The sequence below is a fragment of the Mucilaginibacter sp. genome, assembly GCF_036568825.1.
Lineage (GTDB): Bacteria > Bacteroidota > Bacteroidia > Sphingobacteriales > Sphingobacteriaceae > Mucilaginibacter.
The window spans coordinates 21,760-41,488 of record NZ_DATCRU010000066.1; the positions used below are offsets into that span (position 1 = coordinate 21,760).

19 protein-coding genes are annotated in these 19,729 nt (G+C 42.1%); 11 read left to right on the plus strand and 8 right to left on the minus strand.

Features of this window, described 5'->3' with window-relative positions; genetic code table 11:
• Positions 1-199: 199 nt before the first annotated feature.
• Complete coding sequence (locus VIM89_RS14395) at positions 200-1,522, plus strand: amino acid permease (RefSeq protein ID WP_488156866.1); 1,323 nt, start codon at positions 200-202, stop codon at positions 1,520-1,522.
• A 321-nt stretch (positions 1,523-1,843) separates the two neighbouring features.
• On the opposite strand, the gene VIM89_RS14400 is transcribed toward VIM89_RS14395, so the two are convergent.
• From VIM89_RS14400 to VIM89_RS14420, 5 genes are all read right to left on the minus strand, one after another.
• Positions 1,844-2,638 (minus strand): succinate dehydrogenase/fumarate reductase iron-sulfur subunit, encoded by a 795-nt coding sequence (locus VIM89_RS14400; protein WP_488156867.1) that lies wholly within the window; start codon positions 2,636-2,638, stop codon positions 1,844-1,846.
• Between the two features lie 69 nt (positions 2,639-2,707).
• The gene (locus tag VIM89_RS14405; RefSeq protein ID WP_488156868.1) at positions 2,708-4,642 is read right to left on the minus strand and encodes a fumarate reductase/succinate dehydrogenase flavoprotein subunit; all 1,935 of its coding nucleotides are present in this window, start codon (positions 4,640-4,642) and stop codon (positions 2,708-2,710) included.
• A 117-nt stretch (positions 4,643-4,759) separates the two neighbouring features.
• Positions 4,760-5,539 (minus strand): succinate dehydrogenase cytochrome b subunit, encoded by a 780-nt coding sequence (locus tag VIM89_RS14410; protein WP_488156869.1) that lies wholly within the window; start codon positions 5,537-5,539, stop codon positions 4,760-4,762.
• A gap of 227 nt (positions 5,540-5,766) precedes the next feature.
• Positions 5,767-6,516 (minus strand): ligase-associated DNA damage response endonuclease PdeM, encoded by a 750-nt coding sequence (pdeM, locus tag VIM89_RS14415; RefSeq protein ID WP_488156870.1) that lies wholly within the window; start codon positions 6,514-6,516, stop codon positions 5,767-5,769.
• Between the two features lie 118 nt (positions 6,517-6,634).
• A complete protein-coding gene (locus VIM89_RS14420; protein WP_488156871.1) occupies positions 6,635-8,191 on the minus strand; it encodes a trypsin-like peptidase domain-containing protein in 1,557 nt (518 codons plus the stop codon).
• 281 nt (positions 8,192-8,472) lie between these two features.
• On the opposite strand from VIM89_RS14420, the gene dapF reads away from it, so the two are divergent.
• Complete coding sequence (gene dapF, locus VIM89_RS14425; protein ID WP_488156872.1) at positions 8,473-9,258, plus strand: diaminopimelate epimerase; 786 nt, start codon at positions 8,473-8,475, stop codon at positions 9,256-9,258.
• 48 nt (positions 9,259-9,306) lie between these two features.
• Here the strand turns inward: dapF and VIM89_RS14430 are convergent, their stop codons facing one another.
• Complete coding sequence (locus tag VIM89_RS14430) at positions 9,307-9,684, minus strand: response regulator (protein WP_488156873.1); 378 nt, start codon at positions 9,682-9,684, stop codon at positions 9,307-9,309.
• Positions 9,685-9,754: 70 nt separating this feature from the next.
• Here VIM89_RS14430 and VIM89_RS14435 point away from each other — a divergent pair, with 70 nt between their 5' ends.
• The 5 genes from VIM89_RS14435 to VIM89_RS14455 all read left to right on the plus strand — a co-directional run bounded on the left by VIM89_RS14435 (position 9,755) and on the right by VIM89_RS14455 (position 14,633).
• Positions 9,755-10,318, plus strand: a complete 564-nt coding sequence (locus VIM89_RS14435) for an O-acetyl-ADP-ribose deacetylase (protein ID WP_488156874.1) — start codon at positions 9,755-9,757, stop codon at positions 10,316-10,318.
• A gap of 16 nt (positions 10,319-10,334) precedes the next feature.
• Positions 10,335-10,793, plus strand: coding sequence for a DUF6934 family protein (locus VIM89_RS14440; protein WP_488156875.1), 459 nt, complete (start codon positions 10,335-10,337; stop codon positions 10,791-10,793).
• Positions 10,790-10,960, plus strand: a complete 171-nt coding sequence (locus VIM89_RS14445) for a hypothetical protein (protein ID WP_488156876.1) — start codon at positions 10,790-10,792, stop codon at positions 10,958-10,960. The genes VIM89_RS14440 and VIM89_RS14445 overlap by 4 nt, the downstream gene beginning before the upstream one ends.
• Positions 10,961-11,021: 61 nt before the next feature.
• Complete coding sequence (locus tag VIM89_RS14450; RefSeq protein ID WP_488156877.1) at positions 11,022-11,621, plus strand: hypothetical protein; 600 nt, start codon at positions 11,022-11,024, stop codon at positions 11,619-11,621.
• A 117-nt stretch (positions 11,622-11,738) separates the two neighbouring features.
• Entirely contained in the window at positions 11,739-14,633 is a 2,895-nt protein-coding gene (locus VIM89_RS14455) for a DEAD/DEAH box helicase (RefSeq protein WP_488156878.1), read from the plus strand.
• 67 nt (positions 14,634-14,700) lie between these two features.
• Here VIM89_RS14455 and VIM89_RS14460 read toward each other — a convergent pair whose 3' ends face one another.
• Positions 14,701-15,369 carry a hypothetical protein gene (locus VIM89_RS14460; protein ID WP_488156879.1) on the minus strand — a complete coding sequence of 223 codons (669 nt, stop codon included), beginning with the start codon at positions 15,367-15,369 and terminating at the stop codon, positions 14,701-14,703.
• A gap of 72 nt (positions 15,370-15,441) precedes the next feature.
• Entirely contained in the window at positions 15,442-15,699 is a 258-nt protein-coding gene (locus tag VIM89_RS14465) for a hypothetical protein (protein WP_488156880.1), read from the minus strand.
• Between the two features lie 112 nt (positions 15,700-15,811).
• Between VIM89_RS14465 and VIM89_RS14470 the strand changes: the two genes are divergently transcribed.
• The 4 genes from VIM89_RS14470 (at position 15,812) to VIM89_RS14485 (ending at position 19,489) form a co-directional block, all read left to right on the plus strand.
• Complete coding sequence (locus tag VIM89_RS14470) at positions 15,812-15,955, plus strand: hypothetical protein (protein ID WP_488156881.1); 144 nt, start codon at positions 15,812-15,814, stop codon at positions 15,953-15,955.
• Between the two features lie 488 nt (positions 15,956-16,443).
• Positions 16,444-17,286: a dienelactone hydrolase family protein gene (locus VIM89_RS14475; protein WP_488156882.1), complete on the plus strand. Its 843-nt coding sequence runs from the start codon at positions 16,444-16,446 to the stop codon at positions 17,284-17,286.
• A 48-nt stretch (positions 17,287-17,334) separates the two neighbouring features.
• Positions 17,335-18,375, plus strand: coding sequence for a lysylphosphatidylglycerol synthase domain-containing protein (locus VIM89_RS14480; protein ID WP_488156883.1), 1,041 nt, complete (start codon positions 17,335-17,337; stop codon positions 18,373-18,375).
• The gene (locus VIM89_RS14485) at positions 18,359-19,489 is read left to right on the plus strand and encodes a glycosyltransferase family 2 protein (protein WP_488156884.1); all 1,131 of its coding nucleotides are present in this window, start codon (positions 18,359-18,361) and stop codon (positions 19,487-19,489) included. Before VIM89_RS14480 ends, VIM89_RS14485 begins: the two co-directional genes overlap by 17 nt.
• The last annotated feature ends 240 nt before the right edge of the window (positions 19,490-19,729 follow it).

Consider the following 19,729-nt stretch of genomic DNA (forward strand, 5'->3'; position numbering starts at 1 on the left):
TGTCTTATAAATGCCATTATTTTAACAGAAAGATGTAAATTATAATAGATTTAACTCAAGAATATCATCTTTTAAATAATTTATGCGAGCAAATACGTCACGATTCACAATCGTAGTAAGCATTATAGAATCAAAGGAATCGCCTATGTGCTTTGCTCTAATACATTTGTATATTCGTTTGTTTAAACCGCACAATTCAATGACTAAGAAGCACGAATCTAATAAACTGGGGATATGGACAAGCACTTCACTTGTAGTTGGCAATATGATTGGCTCGGGTGTTTTTCTTATTCCGGCTGCAATGGCTGCTTATGGCGGTATTGGTTTATTGGGATGGATATTTTCAGCGGTCGGCTCTTTTTTTCTCGCCCGGGTTTTCAGTAACCTCAGTAAGTTACTTCCAAATAAGACTGGCGGTCCGTATGTATATACACGTGAAGGTTTAGGCGATTTTGCCGGATTCATGGTAGCATGGGGCTATTGGCTGGCCAACTGCGGCGCTTGTGCAGCTATCGCCATATCATTCATCAGTGCCATGAGCTCGTTTTTCCCGGTACTTGCTACAAGCAGTACTGCTGCGATTATTACCGGATTAGCCTCCATTTGGATAATAGTGCTGATCAATTCGCGAGGTGTGGTATTATCAGGCAGGTTTCAATTACTTACTACGATATTAAAATTAGTGCCGTTAATCCTAATATCTGTAAGCGGGTTATTCTTTATAAGAGCACAAAACTTTCATCCGTTTAATCCAAGTGGAAAGCTAATTTTTTCAGTTATTACCATTACAGCGACAATGACCATGTTCGCTTTTGTGGGAATTGAGAGCGCGACAGTACCAGCAGGCAGTACCGAAAATTCGGGAAAGATCGTTTCTCGCGCTACCATTCTCGGTATGCTGATCTCGACACTGGTTTACATTCTTGGGAGTTTCAGTATTATGGGTATGATTCCAGCCGCCCAGTTACAACAATCTGCTACACCTTATGCTGATGCAGCTGCAATTATTTTTGGACCAACCGCCCGTTACCTAGCAAGCGCCGGAGTGGCTATTGCAGCTTTCGGAGCGTTAAACGGATGGACATTAGTCCAGGGACAAGTACCTTATGCCGTGGCTAAAGACAAACTATTCCCGGGTATATTCGGTCGGCTTAACAAGAAGGGCGTACCTGCTTTTGGTATGGCTATTAGCGCTTGTGCAACAACTTTGCTCTTATTAATGAATTACACCAAAGGCCTGGTTGAACAGTTTAAATTTTTGTTGTTGCTGGCTACCTTGAGCGTCCTGATACCTTACCTGTTCTCAGCAGCAGCGTATATTATTTTAGGAACTAAAAAGAATGCATTGCACAAGGCCAGCCTTACAAGCGTGATCGTGCTTGGGTTGCTGGCTTTCGTTTATTCTTTATGGGAGATATATGGCTCAGGTGAGCAAACCGTATTTTACGGCTTTTTATTCCTGATGGCAGGCATACCATTTTATATCTGGCTGAGCTATAAGAGGCATCGGGAAGAAGAATAAACACAAATACGTATCCGAAAAAATAATATTTGATTCAGGTTTTATGACCCGTAGGGTCTACCGCTTTGTAGAAAAAATTAACAATAATAATTTGCCCTGTAAGGGCTACCCTTGAACGACATTCTATGTTTGCCTTTCTGGTGGAGGGCAACCTCTACGAGGCAAAAGATAGCTTTTTATATAAGTCTACAAAGCTGCAGACCCTACGGGTCAAGTTATAGATTAGGATTTTGCGAATCTGTTTATCCCCAATCCTGCATAGGGTTTAACATAAAAAAACCGCCTTAATTCCAAGGCGGTTTCCAAACATATTTCTTTCAATTATTCTCCGTGCGACTGCTCGTGCAGTTCTTCCTGCCTGAACAGTTTGGCGCTGAAATAATCATTATTCATCAGTGCGATGTTCTCTAATTTAATCTCTTTAGGACATTCTGCTTCACATGCACGGGTATTAGTACAGTTACCAAATCCTTCTTCATCCATCTGTGCTACCATTGATTGCACACGACGATAACGCTCAGGCTGGCCCTGCGGCAACATACCCAACTGCGAAATCTTAGCTGATACGAACAACATAGCCGATGCATTTTTACAAGCAGCTACGCAAGCACCGCAACCTATACAGGTAGCCGAGTTGAAAGCCTCATCAGCAATCACTTTAGGGATAGCTATCTCGTTAGCATCAGGTACACCACCGGTATTTACCGACACGTAACCACCAGCTTGTTGTATACGATCAAAAGCTGAACGATCTACCGCCAAATCCTTTATTACAGGGAATGGTGCAGCGCGCCATGGCTCGATAGTGATGGTTTGTCCATCGTGAAAGCTGCGCATGTGCAACTGGCAAGTGGTGATGGCGCGTTTCGGCCCGTGCGGGTGACCGTTGATATACAATGAGCACATACCGCAAATACCTTCGCGGCAGTCGTGGTCAAAATAGATCGGGTCCTCGCCCTTATGAACAAGGCTTTCATTCACCACATCCAGCATTTCGAGGAAAGACATATCCGGCGAAATACCTTCGGCTTTATAAGTCACAAATTTACCCGCTGTTTGCGCATTCTTTTGGCGCCATACTTTCAGCGTCAGGTTCATGTTGTTGTTACTACTCATTTTCTTAGTCTTGAGTCTAAAGTCTTTAGTCTAAAGTCGACTTACGACTCGAGACTTAGTACTTCCGACTTATTTATAACTCCGTTGTGTTAAATGAACATTCTCAAATACCAACTCTTCTTTATGCAATTCTTCAGGCTGATTATCGCCTTTGTACTCCCAGGCTGATACGAAAGCAAAGTGTTCGTCATCGCGCAAGGCTTCGCCCTCTGCTGTTTGCGATTCGATCCTGAAATGGCCTCCGCATGATTCTTTACGCATCAATGCGTCATCCACCATTAGTTCGCCTAATTCAAGGAAATCGGCTACTCGGCCGGCTTTTTCAAGCGACTGGTTCAACTCTTCGTTTTCGCCTAATACAATGGCATTTTTCCAGAAATCGGCACGCAGGTTTTGAATTAATCCTTTGGCTTTTTTCAGGCCTTCTTCATTACGCGCCATACCGCAATATTCCCACATAATGTGGCCCAATTCGCGGTGATACTCGTCGACAGTTTTGGTGCCTCTTAGGGCGAGCAGTTTCTTTATGCGCTCTTCTACCTCTTTTTTGGTTTGCTCGAAAGCAGGGTGATTATGGTTAACCGGTTTCGGACCGATCTTAGCCAGGTAATCACCAACAGTATAAGGGATCACGAAGTAACCATCAGCAAGTCCTTGCATCAATGCAGATGCACCAAGGCGGTTTGCGCCGTGGTCGGAGAAGTTGGCCTCACCTAAAGCATATAGGCCATCTACGTTGGTCATCAGGTTATAATCAACCCAAAGGCCGCCCATAGTGTAATGCACAGCAGGATAAATACGCATCGGCTGTTTATAAGGATCCTCGTTAGTGATCTGGTAATACATGTCGAACAGGTTGCCATATTTTGCCCTTACCGCATCTTCGCCCAGGCGTTTGATCGCGTCAGCAAAATCAAGGAAAACTGCCACCCCGGTACTACCTACTCCGCGACCTTCATCAACCATTTCTTTTCCGTTACGCGAAGCAACGTCGCGAGGTACCAGGTTACCGAATGATGGATATTTTCTTTCCAGGAAATAATCCCTGTCTTCTTCTTTTAAGTCAGTTACTTTCAGTTCACCTTTGCGCAGTTTCTGAGCAAGCTCTACTGTTTTTGGCGCCCAAACACGACCATCGTTACGCAGCGACTCAGACATCAAAGTCAATTTAGACTGATGGTCGCCAGTTACCGGGATACAAGTCGGGTGGATCTGCGTATAACATGGGTTACCGAAGAAAGCGCCACGCTTGTGAGCTCTCCAGGCGGCTGTTACGTTACAGCCCATCGCATTGGTCGACAGGTAGAACACGTTGCCATAACCACCGGTACACAATAGCACAGCATGACCGGTATGTGTTTCGATCTTGCCTGTCTCCAGGTTACGTGTTACGATACCTTGTGCCTTGCCGTCAACAATCACTAAGTCCAACATTTCTGTACGGGTATACATCTTCACCTTGCCGGCATTGATCTGACGGTTCAGGGCTGAATAAGCACCCAATAATAACTGCTGTCCCGTTTGACCGCGGGCATAAAATGTACGTGATACCTGCGCACCACCAAATGAACGGTTGTCTAACAAACCTCCGTATTCGCGTGCAAAAGGAACACCTTGAGCAACGCATTGGTCGATGATATTAACTGATACCTCGGCCAGGCGGTAAACGTTTCCTTCACGGGCGCGGTAGTCGCCGCCCTTTATTGTATCGTAAAACAAACGGTAAACGCTGTCACCATCGTTACGGTAATTTTTTGCGGCATTGATACCCCCCTGTGCTGCAATAGAGTGCGCACGGCGTGGGCTATCCTGGAAGCAATATGCTTTTACATTATAACCCAACTCCGCCAGTGATGCGGCAGCTGCGCCACCCGCCAAACCGGTACCTACCACAATAATATCGTACTTACGTTTGTTGGCAGGGTTAACCAGCTTAAGGTTAAACTTATGCGTACTCCATTTTTCGGCTAAAGGGCCTGCTGGAATTTTAGCATCTAAGATCATGTTCTTCTTATTTAGTGAGTGGTTGATTGTGTTGAGTGGTTGATTATGTTGTATTTTGTTTAAAGCGACAAACCATTTAACCACTTAACCATTCAACCATTTAACATATTCAACTACTTAACTCCTTGTAAAATAATACACCACCGGCATCAGGGCAAATCCTATCGGCATGATCACCGCGAAAAACCAGGTACCGATAAACTCGACTATCGGCGTGTATTTGCGGTGTGTCCAGCCCAGGGTTCGGAATGCGCTCTGGAAACCATGTAATAAGTGGAATGCCACTGCCACCATCGCGATCACATAAAATATCACGTACCACAACTGGCTAAAGCTTGTCTGAACCCGCTCATGAAGGTCCTTAACTCTTACAATCTCGAAGTTGTTTACGGTTTGTACTGAGTTTTCGAAATCAGGAGAAGTAGGAGTAAATTCAACCGCCTTGGTTACGCCCGATGAAAGATCAGTACGATATTCCATGTAATGTATGCTGCTGGTATATTTATAACGATACCAGAAATCGGCCATGTGGATCACGATGAACAGGAATAAGATCGATCCTAACAGCCCCATGTTTTTTGATTGCCATGTAGCATTATCGCTTGCTGTTACCGCATAGCCAACAGGGCGCGCCTTGCGGTTTTTGGTCGTAAGCACAATGGCATAAATGGTGTGAACCAATATGCACAGATACAGAATGTAGGCAATTACTTCTATCGGCGGGAAATGCGTCAGGAAGTTGGCATACATGTTAAACGCATAACCGTCGTCGTGTTTAAACAGCAGCAGGTTGCCGCCCAGGTGTACAATCAGGAATGTACACAAAAACAAGCCTGTTAAAGCCATGATCAGCTTTTTGCCCAGCGACGAGTTAAAGGTTTGTTTCAATTCGCTCATTACAAATTAGATTTATTCGGCAAAAGTATCTATTATATGACAAAAGATATAAATGCGCCGCTGTAAATGAACGTGAAAAGTTTATTTAGAAATGTTCTAAATTGGTGGGTGGTTGATTGGTTGAATAGTTGTACTGGTTATATTAGTTGTAATGGTTGTAAATGCTAAAAAGGTGGAAATGCTACTACTTCAACCAATACAACCGCTACAACTAATGCAACCCTGACTCACCCAATTGCAATGACTTTGTCCTCAAGTACCCCAAATATGCGATCCTGCTTCTCGTGACGAATGGCTATCCGTCCTGTAAACCTGCCAAACGAAGGTAGTATCGCCTGCTTTTTTCCAAACGCAAAACAAGGTAAGGTAATGCTTTGCCGTGCCCGGCCGGATAAGTTTACTCCGGGGTGGATATGCCCACAAAGTACATAACACTCTGTTTGCTGTAACTCAGCTTCAGTTAAAGGATGATGCAGCATTAGGAAACGACCGACGGTTAGCTGGTCGTGCAGGACAACGTCAAGTTCGAGGTAATACTTATCGTGAATAATATCGTGATTGCCACGTATAAGGATGATCTCCAACTTTTTATTTTGCTGACGCCATAGGCGGAACCATTCCCAATCTGCATTCATATCACTGTGGAAGAGGTCGCCTAAAAATATCAGTTTTTCGGGTTTATATTCAAATATCAGGTCTGATAAAGTTGCCAGATCGCTTTGCTCCATATTGCGAGGCACAGCGATGCCTGCTTTGCGAAAATGACCCACCTTTCCAAGGTGAACATCCGCAGCAATTAAGGCTTTTTGTTGCTTCCAGTAAATGGCTTTTTGAGGTAATAGAACAAGGTCTTGTCCTAAAAAATTAAAATCGAGCCCGGCACAGATCGTCATGAAGGCAAAGGTAAGGAATTCCTTTTTTCCTATAAAGTGCGTTGTCCTGCTGAGCCAGTCGAAGCATTGGCGGGCGAGGGCCATACCGCACCGCACTTCGACTGAGCTCAGTGTGACACCCGCCACACACTGCAAACAAGCAAACAAAAAAACCCGGCTATTAACCGGGTTTTCTCTGAATTTATATCAATCGTTTAATTCTTTATTCACCGTCACCTTGCTGGAACACATTGTTAAATGCGGTTCCGTCAGGATAGTAACCGGTGATGATCAGGTTGCCGTTACGTGTACTGGTAATAGCGTTGCTGATATCGTCTGAATTGTTAACCGGTTTCCTGTTGATGCTGGTAATGATAGAACCTACAGGGATCTGGGTATCATCAAACAATAATCCCGGACGAACCTGGGTAACTATTACGCCGGAACGCACATGGTATTTAGCTTTTTCAGACTGGCTAAGCGGTTTGAAGCTTGCACCTAACTTATTGTACAGTTCTTCAGCAGATTTAGTTGATGCTGTTGAGCGGCCTAAATTGCCTGCATCGGCTTTCAGGGTTACGCTTACGTTCTTTTCATCACTGCCACGTAAAATGGTCAGGTTGATCTTGTCGCCTGGCTGTAAACGGGCAACAGGTTCCTGTAAGTCTGATGACTCGTATACTTTGTTACCATTCACTTTAGTAATGATATCCCCGTGTTGCAAACCTGCCTGTGCAGCGCCGCTACCAGCAGCAACGTCATCTACATATAAACCAACGCTATGATTAATATGCAATGCATCGGCAGCATCCTGGTCAAGCTCTTTAAAGCTAACACCCAGGTAACCACGTTTTACCGAACCGTATTTCTGGATATCGTTCAATACCTTTTTTGCTAGGTTGATAGGGATGGCGAAACCATAACCTTCATATGAACCTGTTTGTGAAGCAATAGCGGCATTGATACCGATCAGCTCGCCTTTGGTATTCACCAACGCACCACCGCTATTGCCGGGGTTGATGGCAGCATCGGTTTGAATAAACGACTCAATACCTTTATTTAATTGCTTGCCACCGTTCTGACGCTGAACGCGCATGTGGCCAAAAGGAGTGTCCTGCTCTTCGTCCTGGTTGCTGCCGATCAGGCCTAAACCACGACCTTTAGCACTCACGATACCTGCAGTAACAGTCGAAGTCAGCCTGAATGGGTTGCCAATGGCCAATACCCACTCACCTACTTTTACATTGTCAGAGTTACCTAATTTTACGATAGGCAAATTGGTAGCGCTGATTTTAATCAGGGCAAGATCAGTATTCGGATCGGTACCGATCACCTTAGCAGTAAAGTGCTGGTGGTCGTTGGTAGTAATTTCAATTTTGTCAGCCTTGTCAACCACGTGGTTGTTGGTTACAATGTAACCATCAGGAGAGATGATCACACCTGAACCTGATGCCATCTGCGGACCCTGCGGCTGCATACGGCCGCCAAACATGTCGCCAAATAATTGCTGCATCTGGTCCTGGCCGCTGTTATCCTGGGCTTTATAAGTAGTACGGATATATACAACCGCCGGAGTTACCTCAGCAGCTGCAACTGTGAAATCGGTCGGCGCATCGGCTGATGATACACCGGATGGTAATGGATTGTTAGTAAAATAGACTTTCTGTTTGTCCTCTATGCTCATGTTATCGGCATACTTGTTTTCAATTACTTTGTATGCGCCTAATGCCAGAGCACCGCCTAAAAACGCAGTAAGGACGGTTAAACCAAACTTTTTCATTTTCTCTAATCTGTTTTTAAATCATTCTGTGAAACTATTGCAGCGGGCACAGGCCTTCATGCGGGCTTCATAATAGTTTCATATTATAAAATCGCTTCGGTTTTATAATATTTTATTTGTTACACTTGGAGTGTCAAATTTAATACCAGTAAGACGTTATAATCAACCTTAAGTTATCCTCTTTTTTGTTAAATTTTGTTAAATTGACGTAAAAGGAAGATAAAGGTTTATTAGATACGGTTATTATCGTAATAAATTTCATTAAAGTTAATAAAAAATAAGTGAAAATTAAATTCTATAAATACCAGGGCGCGGGCAACGATTTTATTTTGGTGGATAATCGTCAAAACATTGTAAATCATAGCAATCCGGCGCTCATTTCCCAATTGTGCGACAGGAGATTCGGCATTGGCGGGGACGGTATGATGTTTTTACAAGACACCCACGGATACGATTTCGAGATGGTCTACTACAACTCCGACGGTCAGCCAAGCAGCATGTGCGGTAACGGGGGGAGATGTATCGTGGCCTTTGCCAAATTCCTGGGAGTAATACAAAGTGAGACCAACTTTTTGGCAGTCGACGGCCCTCACTATGCCAAAATTTCAGAAGACGGCGAATGGATAAGCCTGCAAATGATTGATGTTGACACTATTAACCGTGATGGCGAAGCATATGTGCTCAACACAGGGTCACCGCATTATATCGAGCTGGTTGATGGATTGAAGGATAAAGACGTTTACCACGATGGTCATGCCATCCGCAATAATGACACTTACAAAGCCAAAGGCATCAATGTAAACTTTGTTGAGCCTTTAAACGGAGGTTACTTCGTTCGCACTTTTGAGAGAGGGGTTGAAGACGAAACTTACGCCTGCGGAACTGGAGTAACCGCAGTAGCATTAGCTATGGCCAAACACAATCATCAAACCGGTACATTGAATACACCTATAAAAGTATTAGGCGGTGATCTGAACATCCGCTTCGAAACAGATGGTACTAATTACAACCATATCTTTTTAGAAGGACCGGCTAAGCAGGTTTTTCAGGGAGAGGTAGAGATCTAAAATAAAAAGAGACGCCCCGACCAATCGGGGCGTCTCTTCAAAATGTCTTTAAGCAAAGCTAACTTTCTTCGTGTATAAAAAGCCCTTCATCAGGTCAACCATATGATTTACGTTAAAGGGTTTTTTTACATAGGCATCAGCCTTGCTTTTCCTCGCTATTTTTGGCAGATCTTCTGCGGAAGATACCAGGATGACGGGAATTTCCTTAGTTGAATCTTTCGACTTTAGCGTCTTACACAGATCGCCGCCCATTTCAGCACCCAGCCAGTCATTAGACAAAATTAAATCGGGCGATAATCTTTGGACATCGGGGGCGAACATGGCTTTATCAGAAGTAACAACGTCCACATTCAGCTGTTTGGTCAGAAATTTCAGCATATCAGCAGTATCCTGATCATTTTCCAGGATCAATACACGTTTCTTCATTTTTCCAGGTAGTTTAGCAAGTACGTACAATAACCAGCAATAAAAATGCCGCAAACATTTTAATTGCTTATTGGTTGAAAAATTTAACATGGGCGTAACCCGGATAGAATTGCAAAAAGGCGATATCACCAGGCTGCACGTTGATGCAATTGTGAATGCCGCAAACACCTCGCTTATGGGGGGCGGAGGTGTGGATGGCGCCATTCATCGTGCTGGCGGACAGGCGATTCTGGAGGAATGTATCAAAATAAGAAACAGGCAGGGCGGCTGCGCTGTAGGTGAAGCGGTGATAACTACTGCAGGAAATATGCCAGCCAAATTTGTGATACATACTGTTGGGCCCGTGTGGAGCAAAAGCAATACAGGAGCGGATGCTTTACTATCCAATGCCTACCGGAATAGTCTGCAATTAGCTACAGAGAATGATGTGAAAATTATCGCTTTTCCAAACATCAGTACCGGCATTTATCACTTCCCAAAAGATAAGGCCGCAGAGATCGCTATCCGGACGGTGAAAGATTTCCTGTCATCCAATACAAAGATCGAAAAGGTAATATTTGTTTGTTTTGATGAGGAGAATTATCGCATTTATGAAAAGTTATTAGACGAGTTGCTATATTTGGAAAGCCAGTAACCTATAACCTTATCTAATGCAACTTGACCGTTATCAACTAAAAGCCGAAGAATCATTAACAGTTTTTGAATTTACAAGCAATGGTCCGAAAGGACAGATACGAAAACTTATTAAATTCAGTGAAACCAATCTAAAAGACCTTTATAATCTTGCATTCGGTGATAAAGATTTAACAACCGGAGATTTAAATGATTTAGCTATTTCAAATAATGGTGATAGTGAAAAGGTACTTGCAACAGTTGTTTCAACGGTCTACGCCTTTTCTGACAAATATCCCAATAGTTTTATATATGCCACGGGCAGTACTAAGGCAAGAACGCGATTATACCGGATGGGAATTACAAAATACTTAAGTGAAATAACAAAGGATTTTGATCTGTATGGATTGAGGAACGACGAATGGGAGATTTTTGAAAAAGGGATTGAATATGAAGCCTTTCTTGCTAAAAGAAAAAACAGTAACTTTATATTATGAACATTGAAGAATTAAATAAAAGGAAAACACCTGTCGTTGTGATAGATGATTCGCTTGAAGAGTACAAGGATTTGCCTTTGTTTCAGGGTAAAGTAGATAAAGCAAATGAAATGTTGCGTACTGTAGGTTTACCTAAGACCAACAAAAAGAAAAGCCGTCGCGCTTAGTGGCTTGTTTTACTAACGAATTTTTATTTAAATATTTTTATAACACCTTATCATAATAAATATGAACCTTGTCAAATTATCTCTCCTCGCAGCCTTTTTTATCGCTGTTTCCTTTTCAGCTCAAGCTCAAAATGTAAAGCAGAAGTTTAAGCATTTTACTTATGTAGATTATTACCTGGATAATTCCGACAAAAATCAAAAATTCAATATTATACAATATATAGATATTAATGAAACAGGCTTCGTTCATCTTAAATTGAAAAACAATGTTGGAATATTAGACACGGTGTATCGATTACCGGATACTTTAATGATTCGTATGAATAATGTTTTTGATGGAAATAAACAGTTAAAATCTTTAATGATAAAGGATAAATATCCAGAAGGAACATATTACGGCGGGTCATTACATTTTTTAAAATACACTGATTATAGAAACATATCTCGCAATTTCACCATGGTCCCACCTTTTATGGACCAGGATTTTAATGATCTCTTGGAAGATATAATTTTTCGACCTTCTGATAAAGCATATAAAACCGAGTCCCTTCAGAACAAGATAATTGAAAGTGAAATTGCAAAAAGCCTTAATGCTAGTAAATACGCTTTAGATGCTGTAGGGCAAACTCCTGTATTTATTAAAATAAATTCTCCTAAATAATGTAGATCAACCGATGTTGACAATTATTTAACACAAATCCCTTTTATTTAAGCCGGAATCTTTATAGGTTTGAATTTTTTCTTGATGTAGCTTCTCTTTCTTTTTTACCTATAGAGAATGTTACGCGTCGATAGTACAAAACCCTGCCAGATCATTTATGCCGTATGCCGGCACGAATACCTATCGTATGTCATTGAACCGCATATCGTTCAGCTTAATCCTAACGGCGAATTCTCTTTAACCTACCAGCGCCTTTTCTGTACCACAGCCAAAGAATTCAGTGAGTTTTTGGATGAAACCGATTTTAAGCTCATCAGGTTGCTGGAGGAAATGGAGCAGGGCAACGTCATTAAAAAGTTCTATAAAAAACCTATCCGTCCGTTTGAATTTTTTGGCAAGATATTTAACGAACAGCTATACGAAACTATCCGCCCAAAAATAGAAAAGCGCATGGCCGAGGCTTTGGGTATGCTCCATAACAAAGAGATATACCTGATGAGCAAAGAGGGCTATCCTGCCGAACGTAAACTGCAGATAGCATCCGAAGCCGCATCAGTACTATTCCATTTCAGGCGCGATGATACGGAGATCAGGTATTTCCCCACGATCAAATATCAGGGCATGCGTATTGAGTTCATGTTCAAAAATGCGGAGATTATTTGCAACCACCCGGCATGGATGCTGCTGGATGATACATTGTATTATTTCGATAAGGAAATTGAAGGTAAAAAGCTGCTGCCGTTCCTGAATAAGCGGTACATCGCTATTCCGCGTTCGTCGGAAGTGTCCTACTTTGAAAAATTTGTGGCGCCGCTCATAGAGAAGCATAACGTTTATGCAGAAGGGTTTACAATCAACACTGAAAAATATGATGCTACCCCAATACTGAAACCAATTTATGTAGAAGGCGGTACTTCGCAGTTGCAGCTTTGCTTTAGGTATGCCGGTTATATTTTTCCTTATGGTGATGGCAGGCATGTATCTGTAAGAATGGAGCAGAATGGTGATGATTACATTTTTCATCGCATCAAGCGTTCGGTTACCTGGGAAAAAAATAAACTGCAGTTTTTAGAAGATAAAGGACTTCATATTGTATCATCACTGTTTCAAAACCTCGAAGTAAGCAATACGGATGAAGAGGCTGATCAGTCGTTGTCCGTTTTCGAATGGCTCAACATACATCATGATGAACTGATGGCCGAAGGTTTCGAGATAGAACAGCCGGAAGGACAAAAACGCTATTTATTTGGCAGCACCAAAATCGATGTTGAAGTAACTGAGAATAACGACTGGTTCGACATTTATGCCGTAGTCTATTTCGGGCCATACAAAATACCGTTCATCCAGCTAAAAAATCATATCCTTAACCGAAAGAAGGAGTTCACGCTGCCTAATGGCGAGATTGCAGTAATCCCTGAAAAATGGTTTTCGCAATATGGTAACCTATTGCATTTTTCGGAAGGCAGCGAGGCGCTGAAACTGCGCCGTCATCATATTGGCCTCGTAAATGAATTGGCTGATGGCGAGCTGGCAGGCGTAACCATGAGCCGCAAGCTCCAAAAACTGAGTGAGTTTGAGGATGTAGGTGATATTGCCATGCCGCACAGCTTTAAAGGCAGCTTAAGACCATATCAAAAAGCTGGCTTCAACTGGTTCCATTTTTTGCAGAACTATCATTTTGGTGGTTGCCTCGCGGATGACATGGGTTTAGGCAAAACCATCCAGACGCTTGCTCTTTTACAAAAGCACAAAGAAGATACTGAAACCGCGGGTGGTAAAAGCACCTCTCTCATTATTATGCCAACCTCGCTCATTTATAACTGGATGAATGAGGCCAAAAAATTTACACCGAAACTGCGCATTATGGTGCATACAGGTACGTTTCGCTATAAATCACCGGAAACTTTTGCCAATTATGATGTGGTGATCACAACTTATGGTATCACGAGGATAGATATCGAGTTGTTTAAGACCTACTTTTTCGATTATATCATACTCGACGAAAGCCAGAATATTAAAAACCCTTCGTCCAAATCGTACCAGTCGGTTAAGCAATTAAAATCGCGCTTCAAGCTGATATTGAGCGGTACGCCGGTGGAGAACTCAGTAAATGACCTATGGACGCAGATGTCATTCATCAATCCAGGTTTACTGGGTAGCCAGCAGTTCTTTCAGAACGAATTTGTAACGCCAATTGAAAAGAAAAAGGATGAAGATAAAGCACGCAAACTGCAGGCGTTGATCAAACCATTCATTTTACGTCGTACCAAAGAGCAGGTAGCAACCGAGCTGCCACCAAAAACCGAGAACCTGTTCTACTGCAAAATGAGTGACGAGCAGGCTAGCGTGTACGAAAAAGTAAAATCGGAATACCGTAACGAATTACTGAAGAGCCTGGAAGACGGAACTTTTGCACAAACTCAGATCCAGGTTTTGCAAGGTCTGATCAAACTAAGACAAATTGCTAATCACCCTTCTATGATCGATGAGCAATATGAGGGTGATTCGGGTAAATTTGAGGATGTTGTGCATACTTTATCTAATGTGTTGGATGGTGGTCACAAAGTATTGGTGTTCTCGCAATTTGTAAAACAATTGGCTATTTACCGCAATCATTTTGAACGCGAAGGTATTCCTTATGTTTACCTGGACGGCAGCACACAGAACCGCGGCGATGTGGTACAACGCTTCCAGGAAGATGAAAAAACACGGGTCTTCCTGATATCCATTAAAGCAGGAGGTGTGGGATTGAACCTCACCGAGGCCGACTATGTATTTATCCTTGACCCATGGTGGAACCCCGCAGTAGAGCAACAGGCGATAGACCGCACGCATCGCATCGGGCAAACCAAGAATGTGTTTATCTACAAATTCATCACGAAGGACTCGGTTGAAGAAAAAATACTGGCGTTGCAGAACCGCAAGCTAAAAGTAGCCAGATCCCTCATTACCACCGAAGAAAGCTTTATTAAATCACTTTCTCCGGAAGATATCAGGGAGATATTAGGGTAGAAGTGATTTCGGAAGTCGGAATGTCGATTGCGGAGTTAATATTTTCTGAAAGGTTAGATTCATTAATTCAATATTCACTTTTGAATGCCGGCCACAGCTTATAAATAATGCCGACAATCACTCCGATGATTGATATATAGAATATCAGTTTGCCATGCCATCTGTCATTTTCAGTATAACCATAAACTTTTTCGCCGCTTGGCAGCGTCTTTTTGTATGACTTTAAATGCCAGCCGATAAAAAGTCCCAGCAATCCGCCAAAAAATGCAAGTAAGTATCCAAGTATTATCCATGTTGTTTGTGGTGGTTCCGGTACTTTTAACTCTTCAATTCTTTTCTCATTGATGGATGTTATATCTGCATCACTGATATTTTTGCCCCTTTCAGTCAATATTTTCCGGGCAAGAACTACATCGAAAGTACTCCACTCGTCCGCTTTGGTAAGCACTTCCATCAACTCATCGTCGGTGAAGCTGAAGAGGTAATAGTCCTTCTCAACGTCATCCAGATTTTTCTCTTCATATTCCTTTCTAAGCTGATTTACTTTTTCAAAGTCCTCGCTTTTTAATTTTATGGCATAGTCAACCGGGGCGTTGCTCATCACCAGTGATGGATCAAAACCGGATGTTTCTTCCTGGATGAAATAAGGGATATGGTGTTGATCCAATAATCCGGCAAGATCATTTGCCAATGCGGAATCGTTAAATTTCTGGTAAGTGATAAAATCAGACGTCATGAATAAGGGTCAGTTTATATAGCTCAAGATACTGAAATAAACCGAACCTTTTTCATGAGTCCTGGAATTGTATTAAATTTCTGCAATACCTGGTATTACAGCCGGGTCCACTTTATCGTGAGCGTTGACCTTGCCATCGACAATGAGCTTTAATACATGCTCACATTTGCTTAAAAGCGAATACACATCGTTGCTAAGATCCATATAGGCATACAGGTCCTGCTGATCGAGGTAACCTTTTTCGCCTTTCAGTTGCTTTTGATTGATGAGTTTTTTCTCGCTGCTGGCCAGGTCTTTTATTAGTTTATTATAATATTGTTGATACGTCATTTCAATTGATTCCTGTTTTTTCCTTGATGATTTAAAAGCACTGACAGGGGGATCAATGTGCTGTTCAATTCAGCTAATATTGGCCGAATTAACTGCTAAAGGCAGTAATTAAATGGAAAGAGGTAAATCAGATCTGTATCGATCTATACCTGAGAAAGGCGTACTGATAGTCGGGTATAAGTTGATTGGAGTGGGGAAAGAGCTTCTTTTTAAGTATAAAAAAACCTGGAGCAAACAGCAGCATTATAAAGAATAATGTAGCTTTTTGATTGACCTGGTTATAAGGCGTTTGATTTTGACTAAAGGTAGTGCTAGCCGCTTTCTGCATACGGAACATGTTTTTAACCTTCCTTTTTGCAATAAAGCTATGCTTATATTTACTATTAAAGTTGTGGGTATGCCGCTCTACAAAATAAAGATTAGTGAGGCTGACAAAAATATATACGGCAAGTAAGAGTATTACCTGTATGTTTACCGACCTATATTTTTCCTTGAACTTCATTAGCGCTTAATAGCAATTACTTCGGGGTAAAAAATGCCTTCGGTGGCAAAATTATTAAAAAACAGGTCTTAAAACCAAGTAAAAAATTGTAAAAAGTTTATTTTAATAATTGCTTATTATTGATTTTCAATTATTTGCTATGCCGAAGCAACCTGTACAAAAAGGTGCGTCGTATTTACACTGAACTTTAAACAAATTCAACTTAATATTGTATAACCAATACTCAAAAACGCTCAGTCACCATGAAAAAATTATCCCTATTTTTCTTAATGATCTTTAGCAGTGCTTTCGCTTTTAGTCAAAGCAAAATGGCCTGCTGCAAAGAATCGGCAACCAAGCAATTTGCTATGCTGGCTTCCGATAAAAAGTTTGTCATGTCGCATGCTAACCCACGTCCGTACCATTTTCAAAGCACTATTGGTAAAGCCATTACCTATAAAGTTGCCGATGGTAAAGACGCCAATGCCTTCGAGATAAAAGCAAAGAAGCCAACCAGCAACTGGCTTTTTGTGATACACGAATGGTGGGGACTAAATGATTTCGTGAAACATGAATCAGAAAAACTCTATAATGATCTGGGCGATGTAAATGTGCTCGACCTCGACCTATATGATGGTAAAGTAGCAACCACGCGCGAAGATGCAGGTAAATTTATGCAGGCAGTAAAAGAAGATCGCGCAACAGCTATTATTAAGGGTGCGGTAGCTTATGTTGGTCCGAACGCACATATTGCTACCATCGGCTGGTGCTTTGGCGGAGGCTGGAGCTTACAGGCCAGTCTGCTCGCTGGTAAACAGGATGTCGCTTGCGTAATGTACTACGGCATGCCTGAACAGGATGTAAATAAGCTAAAAACCTTACATGCCGATGTGTTGGGCAACTTTGCTAATAAAGATGGCTGGATAAACCCAAAAGTAGTTGCACAATTCGAAGCAAATATGAAGACTGCCGGCAAAAAACTGGAAGTGCACCAATACGACGCTGATCATGGTTTTGCCAATCCAAGCAACCCTATTTATGACAGTGCAGCCACCAAAGACGCTTATGTGCATACACTTGCTTTTTTGAAACCACGATTAAAATAAGTTTGCAGTACGCAGGTGGCAGTTTGCAATGAGGATTTTACTTAGAACTTGCAAACTGCCAACTGCAAACCGCGCACTGCTAACTGGTTTTTCGTAACATTGCACAAAAAATACCTGTTGACATCTTCGGCCAAGAAAATATTTTCGTACCTGCTCAAAGCAGTGATCCTGGTTTTGGCAGGTCTTTTTATTTATCACCGGGTAAATAATAATACCAACCTCCGGCAATTTGAAACTTTAATTTCCCATATCACCAGGACCCAGGTAGTCACTACCATGACGCTTGTGGTGCTGTTAATGGTGGTTAACTGGGTACTGGAGTCATTCAAATGGCAATATCTTGCCCGAACATTAGTTACCATATCGATATGGGAAGCCATTGAAGCTGTTTTTTGCGGGTTGACCTGGGCGATATTTACACCCAACCGTATTGGTGAGTATGGCGGCAGAGTGATGTTTCTTCCAAACAGGAAACGCATACATGGCGTATTTGCTATGGCGGTAGGCTCGTTCGGGCAGAATGTGATCACTAACATCACCGGCCTGCTGGCCTCCCTGTGGTTTATTTATTATTTCCTGAACATCAACATTTGGCTTTATATAGGGATCGCTGTATTGGTCGTGGCCTTTTTGATTCTGCTCAACATCTTTTACTTCAATATCAGGTGGATTGTCCACTTGTTGGACCGTATTCGTTTTCTACAAAAATACCGTCGCTTTTTTGATATCATGGGCCGGTATTCTCCTCATGAACTGCTAACTGTTATCGGCTATAGTCTTGCACGGTTCTTTGTCTTCTCGTTCCAGTATTACCTGGTTATTCACCTGCTGCTACCAGAGTTGCCTTTTTTTCAAATGATGATGACCGTGATCGTCTTTATTTTCATTCAATCCGCTATGCCTTCTCTTGATCTGCTCGATATTGGCGTGCGCAGTTTTACCGCGGCTCATTTATTTTCATACATAACTAACCAGCAATTAGCTATAATTGCAGCAGTATCGTCGATATGGCTGGTTAACCTGATCATTCCGGCTGCTTTGGGTTCAGTATTTGTTTTAAAATTGAGGTTTTTTGATCGTACTGCTTAGTTACATATGCGCACTGCTGACCGGTTTGTACCTTTTCGTGCTAGCATACCTTATTATAGGCTGGGCCAGACTAAAGCGACCTGTTCTTGATAGCGCAGCCCCATCAACAAAAGTAACGGTGATGATTGCCGCCCGTAACGAAGAAGAAAGGATCAGGTATACGATTGACGACCTGCTGGCGCAGGATTACCCCAAACATTTAACGGAGATCATTATGGTGGATGATCACTCCACCGATAAAACCGCCCAGATCATCCGCAGCTATGAGGATCGGGGTATCAAACTGCTGCAACTGAATGAAGACAAGCCACTCAATTCCTATAAAAAGAAGGCGATTGCAAAAGCGATCGATCTTTCCACGGGCACACTAATGGTAGCAACCGATGCCGATTGCCGCATGGGACCTAAATGGCTATCGACCATCGTTGATTATTATGAAACGAATGACCCGGTAATGATCTCTTCTCCGGTAGCTTATTTTGAGGAACGGGGCTTGTTTGAATATATGCAAACGCTGGAATTCTCCTATCTGATAGGGATTGGTGCATCATTTATCGGCAATGGAAGAGCGTCTACCTGCAACGGAGCTAATCTGGCTTATCGTAAAGATGTTTTTTATGAGGTAGGCGGATTTAAAGGTATTGATGATCTGGCCTCTGGAGATGATGAATTATTACTTCAAAAAGTAGCCGTGCGTTATCCCGGGCGCATAGGGTTTTTAAAATCAAGAGAGGCTATTGTTTATACTCACGCAAAGCACACATTAAAAGAATTCCTACAACAGCGTAGGCGCTGGGCATCCAAATCAACCAAATACAAGGACAAAAAGATAGTGGCACTGGCGGTTGGCATCTGGTTATTTAATGTCTCGTTGCTGGTGAACCTGGTATTGGGTTTTTACAATATATATTTCTTTAAACTACTGGCTGCGCAGTTTTTATTGAAGTATGTGATCGAAGTCATCTTCCTGCTACCTATCACTGTATTTCTCAAACGCTCGAAACTGATCGGTTTGCTAATATTCCTTACCATTATCCATGTACTGTATATGGTTTACATTGGTATTGCGGGAAATGGGCGTAGTTATGTGTGGAAAGACCGGGTGGTGAGATAAGCATCATCTGACTCTTCTCAAAAATGCCCCATATATCTTTTATAAAACCTGACCCGTAGGGTCTATCGCTTTGTAGAAATTTCAACAGAAGATATTTTTGCCTCTACGAGCAATGTCATTAAGTTAAGAAAATAGCAAAGGTTACAGAATTTATAGTTTTGAGGTATCGAATCTTAAAACCAAAATCTGTAACCCAATGCTGTCTGTAAATGTAAAAATCATTGAAGAATTAAAGAACTT

What these genes read in the sequence shown, in the direction of transcription:
- VIM89_RS14395 (WP_488156866.1), top strand. Translation starts at nt 200, where the DNA reads ATGACTAAGAAGCACGAATCTAATAAACTGGGGATATGGACAAGCACT.
- VIM89_RS14400 (WP_488156867.1), bottom strand. Translation starts at nt 2,638, where the DNA reads ATGAGTAGTAACAACAACATGAACCTGACGCTGAAAGTATGGCGCCAA.
- VIM89_RS14405 (WP_488156868.1), bottom strand. Translation starts at nt 4,642, where the DNA reads ATGATCTTAGATGCTAAAATTCCAGCAGGCCCTTTAGCCGAAAAATGG.
- VIM89_RS14410 (WP_488156869.1), bottom strand. Translation starts at nt 5,539, where the DNA reads ATGAGCGAATTGAAACAAACCTTTAACTCGTCGCTGGGCAAAAAGCTG.
- pdeM (WP_488156870.1), bottom strand. Translation starts at nt 6,516, where the DNA reads ATGGCCCTCGCCCGCCAATGCTTCGACTGGCTCAGCAGGACAACGCAC.
- VIM89_RS14420 (WP_488156871.1), bottom strand. Translation starts at nt 8,191, where the DNA reads ATGAAAAAGTTTGGTTTAACCGTCCTTACTGCGTTTTTAGGCGGTGCT.
- VIM89_RS14430 (WP_488156873.1), bottom strand. Translation starts at nt 9,684, where the DNA reads ATGAAGAAACGTGTATTGATCCTGGAAAATGATCAGGATACTGCTGAT.
- VIM89_RS14440 (WP_488156875.1), top strand. Translation starts at nt 10,335, where the DNA reads ATGCAACTTGACCGTTATCAACTAAAAGCCGAAGAATCATTAACAGTT.
- VIM89_RS14445 (WP_488156876.1), top strand. Translation starts at nt 10,790, where the DNA reads ATGAACATTGAAGAATTAAATAAAAGGAAAACACCTGTCGTTGTGATA.
- VIM89_RS14450 (WP_488156877.1), top strand. Translation starts at nt 11,022, where the DNA reads ATGAACCTTGTCAAATTATCTCTCCTCGCAGCCTTTTTTATCGCTGTT.
- VIM89_RS14455 (WP_488156878.1), top strand. Translation starts at nt 11,739, where the DNA reads ATGTTACGCGTCGATAGTACAAAACCCTGCCAGATCATTTATGCCGTA.
- VIM89_RS14460 (WP_488156879.1), bottom strand. Translation starts at nt 15,369, where the DNA reads ATGACGTCTGATTTTATCACTTACCAGAAATTTAACGATTCCGCATTG.
- VIM89_RS14465 (WP_488156880.1), bottom strand. Translation starts at nt 15,699, where the DNA reads ATGACGTATCAACAATATTATAATAAACTAATAAAAGACCTGGCCAGC.
- VIM89_RS14470 (WP_488156881.1), top strand. Translation starts at nt 15,812, where the DNA reads ATGGAAAGAGGTAAATCAGATCTGTATCGATCTATACCTGAGAAAGGC.
- VIM89_RS14475 (WP_488156882.1), top strand. Translation starts at nt 16,444, where the DNA reads ATGAAAAAATTATCCCTATTTTTCTTAATGATCTTTAGCAGTGCTTTC.